The organism is Stenotrophomonas sp. HMWF023, assembly GCF_003060985.1.
GTDB lineage: Bacteria > Pseudomonadota > Gammaproteobacteria > Xanthomonadales > Xanthomonadaceae > Stenotrophomonas > Stenotrophomonas lactitubi.
The window spans coordinates 1-8,023 of sequence record NZ_QAIJ01000249.1 but is presented as its reverse complement, the minus strand read 5'-3'; the positions used below and the strand labels follow the sequence as shown (position 1 = coordinate 8,023).

The following is an 8,023-nucleotide window of genomic DNA, read 5'->3' as shown; positions in this document are numbered from 1 at the left end:
GTGCTGGCCTCGATCCACAACCACGACCTGTTGACGGTGCGTGGCTTGTACGGCTACAAGCCGACGCTGCCGGCGACCGGTGGCAGCGAAGCACTGGGCGTGATCGATGCGCTCGGCGAGGGCGTGGACGGACTGCAGATCGGCCAGCGTGTTGCCGCCGCCTCGGTGCACGGCACCTGGGCCGAAGCGTTCATCGCACCAGCGCGGATGGTGATCCCGATGCCGGAATCGATCCCGGACGAAATGGCCGCACAGCTGATCGCCATGCCGCTGAGCGCGCTGATGCTGCTGGAGTTCCTGCACGTTGAGCCGGGCCAGTGGGTCGTGCAGAACACCGCCAACGGTGCCGTCGGCAAATCGCTGGCGATGCTGGCAACGGCGCGCGGTGTGCACGTGGCCAACCTGGTGCGCAACGCGGAAGCGGTGGCGCAACTGCAGGCGCTGGGCATCGATCACGTGTTCGATACCTCGGTGGACGGCTGGAAGGACCGCGTGCGCGAGGCCACCGGCGAAGACCAGGCAGCGGCTGCAGTCGATTCCATCGGTGGCGATGCCAGCGGCGACCTGGTCGACCTGCTCGGCCACCACGGCACCCTGGTCTCGTTCGGCGTGATGAGCGGCGAGCCGATGCGCATTCCCGCCGGTGGCCTCATCTACAAAGAAGCCACCGTGAAAGGTTTCTGGGGCAGCAAGGTCAGCCAGGCGATGGCGGTGGAAGACAAGCGCAGGCTGGTCGGCGAGTTGTTGAAGCGTGCGGCCGGCGGTGAACTGACCCTGCCGGTGGAGCGGATCTTCGCCCTGGACGACATCGCCCAGGCCGCAAAGGCCGGTGCTGGCTCGGGTCGCAATGGCAAGGTGCTGCTGCGGCCTTGATGGTCTCCGGGTCGGATCCCTTTCCACAAGGAAAGGGCTCTGACCCGTCAGGAGCGTGCGGACCAACGGTCCGCACCCACCGGAGCACAGGCCACTCCACCAAGGGCACTGACTTTCGTTAAGAACCTGTGATGTATAACTGAATGCGCTTTCGTCATTGGAAGGCGCACTTAACCGCGTGCGGTACTGACGGCTCCTCCCCCGTTTGGCGTAGTCGCTTCCATGTATCGCACCACCCTGCTTTCCAGCGCGGTCGCGCTGGCCCTCGTCACCGGCACTGCCGGCGCCGCTGAAACCGCCGACACCGGCAAGGACAGCACCACCCTCGGCACCGTGCTGGTGACCGGCTCGAACATCAAGCGCAGCGACACCGCCGGCCCCAACCCGGTGCAGATCGTCACCCGCGAGCAGATCCTGCAGACCGGCCGCTCCACCCTCACCGACGTGCTGCGCAACCTGTCGGCCAATGCCGGCAACAGCTTCGACGAGCAGTACACCGGCAGCTTCGCTGCAGGCTCGGCCTCGATCGGCCTGCGCGGCCTGTCACCGAAGAACACGCTGGTGCTGGTCAATGGCTACCGCGTGGCCAACTTCGGCTTCGCGCTCAACACCCAGGACACCTTCGTCGACCTCAACGCGCTGCCGATCAGTGCGGTGGAGCGCATCGAAGTGCTGAAGGATGGTGCCTCGGCTGTGTACGGCTCGGACGCCATCGCCGGCGTCATCAACATCATCCTGCGTCGTGATTTCCAAGGCGTGGAGGTCGGCGGCGGCTTCGGCACCGCCACCCAGGGCGGCCTGAACGAGCGCAAGGCCAACCTGCTGGCCGGCTTCGGTGACCTCGAACAGCAGGGCTGGAACGTGCTGTTCGGGCTGGATCTGCTCAAGCGCGACCGCCTCGATGCTGACCAGCGCGCGTACACCCGCGACGGCGATTTCCGCGACAAGCCCGGTGGCCGCCTGGCCGGCTGGTCCACCGCTGGCGGCAACACGCTGGCCAACCCGCGCGCGCCGCAGCCGTTCGCGTCCTGCCCCGATGGCAGCGAGCTGCGTCCCTACAGTGACTTCGGCAGCACCCTGCCCGGCCAGGCCTGCGCCTTCAACGCGCAGCCGTTCAAGACCCTGCAGCCTGGCGCCGAGCGCCTGCAGGCGTCGCTGAGCGCGACCTACCGCTTCAACGACAGCGTCGAAGCCTTCGCTGATGTGCTGTACAGCCACAACAAGGCCGACCAGATCTTCAGCGCGCCGCTGACGGTCGGCCCCGGCCTGCGTGCCTACAATCCCGCCACCGGCACATTGACCGATATCGCCGCCGTGTTGCCGGTCGGCCATCCGAACAATCCGGGCAGCGCGCCGCTGCCGTTCGAATACACCTTCTTCGATCTCGGTCCGCGCCTGAAGGACAACACCCAGGTGTTCTACCGCGCCCTGGCCGGCGTACGCGGTACCGGCGAGCGCTGGGACTGGGAGGTGGCCGCGCTGACCTCGCAGAGCGCGCAGCGCGAGTACGTGGACAACTTCGTGGACCGCTACGCCTTCCAGCAGATCCTGCGCGATGGCAGCTACAACTTCCTCGATCCGTCCAGCACGCCGGGCGCGCTGGACGATCTGCGCCTGCAGACCAAGCGTCCGGGCTGGTACAAGCTGCACTCGCTCAACGTCAAGGCGTCGACCTCGTTGTGGGAACTGCCGGCCGGCGCGATCGGCTTCGCCTGGGGCGCGGAATTCCGCAAGGAATCGCTGGATGCACGTACCAGTGCGCAGGTGCTGTCCGGTACCGAGCTGCGCCCGGCGATCAACATCGTCGACGGCGAACGCCAGGTCAGTGCCGCCTATGCCGAGTTCAGCGTGCCGCTGCATCGCACGCTGGAACTACAGGTGGCCGGTCGCGGTGACCACTACGATGACTTCGGCAAGGCGTTCTCGCCGAAGTTCGCGCTGCGCTGGCAGCCGCTGGACAGCCTGCTGCTGCGCGGTTCATTCTCGCGCGGCTTCCGTGCACCGTCGCTGCCGGAGATCGCACCGGGACAGACCATCAGCTATGGCTCGGTGGTCGATCCGTTCGATCCGCTGCAGCCCGGCGGCAGCCGTGGCGTGACCAACCTGCGCACCGGCAATCCGGACCTGAAGGCCGAACGCTCGCGCAACCTCAATGTCGGTGCCGTGTGGTCACCGGATGCCGATTCCAGCATCGGCCTGGACTGGTACCGCATCGAACAGGACAACCTGGTCAAGCCGGACAGCGCACAGTTCATCGTCAACAACCCGGACCTGTTCCCCGGCCGCGTGCAGCGCGATGCACAGGGCCGCATCCAGATCATCACCAACCAGTACGCCAACCAGGGCGAGCTGACCACCTCGGGCATCGACCTGGAAGCCAACCGTACCTTCCGCACCGATGGCTGGGGCAACTTCACCGTCGCCGGCAGCTGGACCCATCTGCTCAGCTTCAAGCAGCCGCTGGTGGCTGGACAGGCGCCCTATGACGGCGCCGGCAACAACCGCCATGGCGCGCTGCCACGCACCCGCGGCACCACGTCGTTGAACTGGGCGGTCGGTGACTGGAGCAGCACGCTGAGCCTGCAGTACGTGAGCGGCTATGACCAGCGCGTGGCCACCGCCACCAGCAATCCGGGCCTGCGCGACAAGGTCAAGCGCTACCATCAGCTGGACCTGTACGTGGCCTACGAGGGCATTCCGAAGACCACGCTGTCACTGTCGGTGCTGAACCTGACCGACAAGGACCCGCCGTTCGATCCGGCCGGCGGCTCCAGCGGCTTCGACATCAGCCAGTACAACCTGCGCGGTCAGTTCGTTTCGCTGGGCGCGCGTTACCGGTTCTGATCGCCGCTGTAGAGCCGAGCCCACGCTCGGCTCTTCCGTCGGAGCCGAGCGCGGGCTCGGCTCTACAGGAGTGTGCGGACCAACGGTCCGCACCCACCAACGGCAAGGGCCATGCCCGGCGTGGCTGCATCAACGGCTCAGGTGCAGGAACTGCAGGTGCCGTTCGTACTGGCTGATGATGTCGTTGATGATCTGCTTGCGGTTGTAGCCGACCAGGTCGTAGTCCTGGCTGCCCTCGTACAGATGTACTTCGGCGCGGTAGTAGCGCTGGTTGCGCAGTTGCTGCGCGGCGAAGGACGGGGTCAGGTAGCCACTGAGGATCACCCGGTACAGGAAATCCTGCTGCTCGCCGTGGTTGACCGACAGTTCCATGTCGCCCGCTTCGAAGCGCGTCTGCACGTCCCAGCCCTGCTCACCCAGCTGCTCGGCCACCGCCTCCATCGCCGGCTTCACCGTGTCGTCCATGAAGCGGTACACCTGGTCGCGTACCGGGAAGTGCATGGCCTGGGTCAGGCGCTGGCGCCAGCCCTGATGGTGGCGATCATCGCCGATCAGCGGTGACGGCCTGAACTGCTGCGCGCGCTTGCGGTGCGACTCGTCACTGAAGGCACGGGTCAGGCCCCACATCATCAACAGCAGCACCGCAGAGAACGGCAACGATGCCAGAACCACCGCGGATTTCAGCGCATCAATGCTGCCGGCCAGCAGCAGGCCAGCGGTCAGCACCGCGATCACCGTGCCCCAGAACACGCGCAGCCAGCGCGGGCCATCATCCTCTGGCGCACCGCCATGCGAGGACAGTGTGGACAGCACCACCGCCCCGGAATCGGCCGACGTCACGAAGAAGATGAAGCTGACCAGCACGGTTACCCCGATCACCGCCTTGCTCCACGGATAGCCATCCAGCAACGCATACAGCACTGTCGGTGGATCATCCACCGCCAGCTGCGCCAACTGCTGCTGGCCATGATGCAGCACCTGGTCCAGCGCGCTGTTGCCGAAGATCGACAGCCACGCCAGGGTGAAGCCCAGCGGAATCAGCAGCACGCCGAACACAAATTCGCGGATGGTGCGGCCGCGCGAGATGCGCGCGATGAACAGGCCGACGAACGGCGCCCAGCCGATCCACCAGGCCCAGTAGAACACCGTCCAGCCGCCCAGCCATTCCGGCCGGCCACCATAGGCGTACACGTCGAAACTCTTGCCCACCACGCTGCCCAGGTAATCGCCCAGATTCTGCATCAGCGTGCTGAGCAGGTACTGGGTGGGGCCGGCGCAGAGCATGAACAGCACCAGCGCGATCGCCAGCAGCATGTTGATGTTGGCCATCCAGCGCACGCCCTTCTCCACCCCAGACACCGCCACTGCGACGGCCGCGCCCATCATCGCCACCACCAGCAGGATCTGCACCAGGTTGGAGTGCGGCACATTGAACAGGTGCGACAGGCCGGCGTTGAGATGCAGCACGCCGAAGCCCATGTCCGCACCGATGCCGAACACCGTGGCGACGATGCCCAAGGCATCGACCGTGTAACCGATCGGGCCGTTGATGCGCTTGCCGATCAGGGGATACAGCGCCGAGCGCAAGGCCAAAGGCAGGTTGTGCCGGTAGGCGAAATAGGCCATCGCCATCGCTGCCAGCGCGAACACGCCCCAGCCATGCAGGCCCCAGTGCAGGAACAGCAGCTGCATGGCCTGGCGTGCACCGGCTTCGCCCGCTGCGCCATCACCCTGTGGCGGCTGCAGGTAGTGGGTCAGCGGTTCGGAAACGCAGAAGAAGAACAGGGTGATGCTGATGCCTGCAGCGAACAGCATGCCGGCCCAGGAGAGGTAGCTGAACTCCGGTTCGTCATGGTCGGCACCGAGCTTGATGCCGCCGTACTTGGACAACGCCACACCGACCACGAACACCAGGTACAGGGTCATCGCCAGCAGGTAGTACCAGCCGACGTTGAGCGCGGCCCAGTCCTGCGCCTTGACCAGCAGGCGACCGGCGCCGAGCGGGAACAGGCTGACGAACAGTGCGAAGGCAACGACAACGATCGCCGCGAAGGCGAAGACGGGCCGCAGGGTTCGCACCGGCTGATGTTGAGGCTCCAGTGCTTCCATGGGCAGCCATCTCCGGATCGATCAAAGAGTAAGCCGCCGGATTCTGGCTGAATCGCAGTGGACACAGGATGAAGTCGTGGCATCGCGCAGCCACGATCCTGCCCCCATCCGTGTTACTCGCGCGCCTGCACGGCGCGCGCGCCGCTCCGGCCTTACTGCATCACATGCACGGCGCAGAGCTTGTTGCCGTCCGGATCACGCAGGTAGGCCAGGTACAACTGGCGCCCGGCCTTCTGCCGCACGCCTGCCGGGTCTTCCACCGCCGTACCGCCGTGGGCCACGCCCGCTTCCTGCCAGGCATGCACCGCCTGTGGGTCGGCCAACGCAAAGCCGATGGTGCCACCGTTGGCGTGGCATGCCGCCTGGCCATCGATGGGCGGAATGACCATGAACATGCGCCCATCCTTGATGTAGACCAGCTTGCCCTCGTCATCGAACACGCCTGTGCGGGCGCCGACGGCGGTGAACAACGCATCGTAGAAGCGACGGGAGATCTCCATGTCGTTGGTTCCGACGGTGACGTGACTGAACATGCGGGCACTCCGTTGCGGGAAAGCCCAAGTGTCGGCCACCGCATCGACGACGGCAACGGCGCCGGCCGCCGCAGGTTTGTCGCGGGCGTCTTCACGCGACTATAATGGGAATCATTCTCATTGACGATTGAATCCGATGGCCGTGCCCGCCACCTCCAGCTCCGTGCTGGCGGGGTTCTACCGCGAACACCATGGCTGGCTGCTGGGCTGGCTGCGGCGGCGCACCCACAACGCCGAGTGTGCGGCCGACCTGACCCAGGACACCTTCGTACGCCTGCTCAGCCGCCGGGTGGACCCTGCCGAGCTGCGCCTGCCACGCGCCTACCTGACCACCATCGCCCACGCGCTGCTGGTCAACCACTGGCAGCGTGCCGATCTGGAGCGGGCCTATCTGGCGGCGCTGGCAGCACAACCGGAGCCGGTGCATCCCTCCGCCGAAGAACGCACCCAGGCGCTGCAGCTGCTGCATGCCATCGCCGACATGCTGCAGGGCCTGCCAGAGCGGCCGCGGCGCGCCTTCCTCATGGCGCGACTCTCCGGCATGGGCTATGCGCAGATCGGCCAGCAGCTGGGCGTCTCCGAACGGATGGTCAAGAAGTACATGGCGCAGGCCATGCTGCATTGCCTGCAGCTCAGCGGCGATCTCCCGGCATGAGCCACGGGCTCGCTTCACCGGCGCTGGAACAGGCCGCCGAGTGGTTCGCATTGCGCGAGCAGGGCGCCTGGAGTGGCGACGATCAGTGCCGCTGGGAAGCATGGCTGTGTGAGCATGCCGACCACGCCCGTGCATGGCAGCGGGTCGAATCCATCTGGACCTCGTTTGCTCCGCTGGCGCCGCATGCTGCCGCGCAGGCCCTGGATGCAGCGGGCCGTCGTCGTCGTCGCGCCCTGCGCGGCATCGGTGGCGTGCTGGGGCTGGGGGCCATCTCCCTGCTCGGCCTGCAGGGCCTGCAGTCGCAGCGGCAACGACTGCCGCTGCGCACCGCGGCAGGACATACCGGCGCGTGGACCCTGCGCGACGGCAGCCAACTGTGGCTCAACGCCGACAGCGAAGTCGTCGTCGATTTCGCCGAAGGCCGTCGTGCGCTGTACCTCCTGCAGGGCGAACTGCTGCTGCAGACCGGACATGCGGCGGCCTACGCCCATCTGCCATTGACCGTACACACCGCTGGCGCCCGACTGCAGCCGATGGGTACGCGCTTTGCGGTCGGCCGCTGCGGACCGGACAGCCGCCTGGATGTGTTCGAAGGTGCGGTCCGTTGTCTGCCCCTGCTGGGCACGGCGCTGGACGTGGCTGCCGGTAGCGGGGCGCGCATTGGTGCATTGGGTGCATTGCAGCCGGTGGCTGTCGATCCGTTGCGCGGTGACTGGACCGACGGCCGCCTGCAGGTTACCGACACGCCATTGCTGCGGGTGGTCGATGAACTGGCACGCCATCACCGCGGCTACCTGGGCTGTGATCCGCGCGTGGCGGCGCTGAAGGTGACCGCAGTGCTGCCGCGGCTGGACAGCCTGCAGGCACTGCCGTTGCTGGCGCGCGCCCTGCCGATCCGCATCGAGCAACGCTGGCCCTGGTGGACCGTGCTGCGCCCGGCCTGATCGCGTGGTTCCCTTTTCTGCCGCTCACCGGGCAGTACAGGAGAACCCATTGCGGAACACCGCCC

The 8,023-nt window shown here is 66.6% G+C and carries 6 protein-coding genes; 4 read left to right on the top strand and 2 right to left on the bottom strand.

All coding sequences use genetic code 11. The annotated features are described in order from the left end of the window. Together DBR20_RS13860 and DBR20_RS13855 are read left to right on the top strand one after the other, a co-directional pair. Positions 1-873, top strand: an 873-nt coding sequence (locus DBR20_RS13860; protein WP_258223357.1) for a zinc-binding dehydrogenase, incomplete at its 5' end; no start/stop codon positions are given. 222 nt (positions 874-1,095) lie between these two features. Then, positions 1,096-3,717, top strand: a complete 2,622-nt coding sequence (locus tag DBR20_RS13855; protein WP_108266579.1) for a TonB-dependent receptor — start codon at positions 1,096-1,098, stop codon at positions 3,715-3,717. A gap of 129 nt (positions 3,718-3,846) precedes the next feature. Here the strand turns inward: DBR20_RS13855 and betT are convergent, their stop codons facing one another. After that, the gene (gene betT / locus DBR20_RS13850) at positions 3,847-5,826 is read right to left on the bottom strand and encodes a choline BCCT transporter BetT (protein ID WP_089235900.1); all 1,980 of its coding nucleotides are present in this window, start codon (positions 5,824-5,826) and stop codon (positions 3,847-3,849) included. Positions 5,827-5,978: 152 nt separating this feature from the next. Further along, a complete protein-coding gene (locus DBR20_RS13845) occupies positions 5,979-6,359 on the bottom strand; it encodes a VOC family protein (protein WP_100552740.1) in 381 nt (126 codons plus the stop codon). Positions 6,360-6,495: 136 nt separating this feature from the next. Here DBR20_RS13845 and DBR20_RS13840 point away from each other — a divergent pair, with 136 nt between their 5' ends. Both DBR20_RS13840 and DBR20_RS13835 read left to right on the top strand, forming a co-directional pair. Then, complete coding sequence (locus DBR20_RS13840; RefSeq protein WP_100552741.1) at positions 6,496-7,014, top strand: sigma-70 family RNA polymerase sigma factor; 519 nt, start codon at positions 6,496-6,498, stop codon at positions 7,012-7,014. Continuing rightward, positions 7,011-7,958 (top strand): FecR domain-containing protein, encoded by a 948-nt coding sequence (locus DBR20_RS13835; protein WP_108266578.1) that lies wholly within the window; start codon positions 7,011-7,013, stop codon positions 7,956-7,958. The genes DBR20_RS13840 and DBR20_RS13835 overlap by 4 nt, the downstream gene beginning before the upstream one ends. The last annotated feature ends 65 nt before the right edge of the window (positions 7,959-8,023 follow it).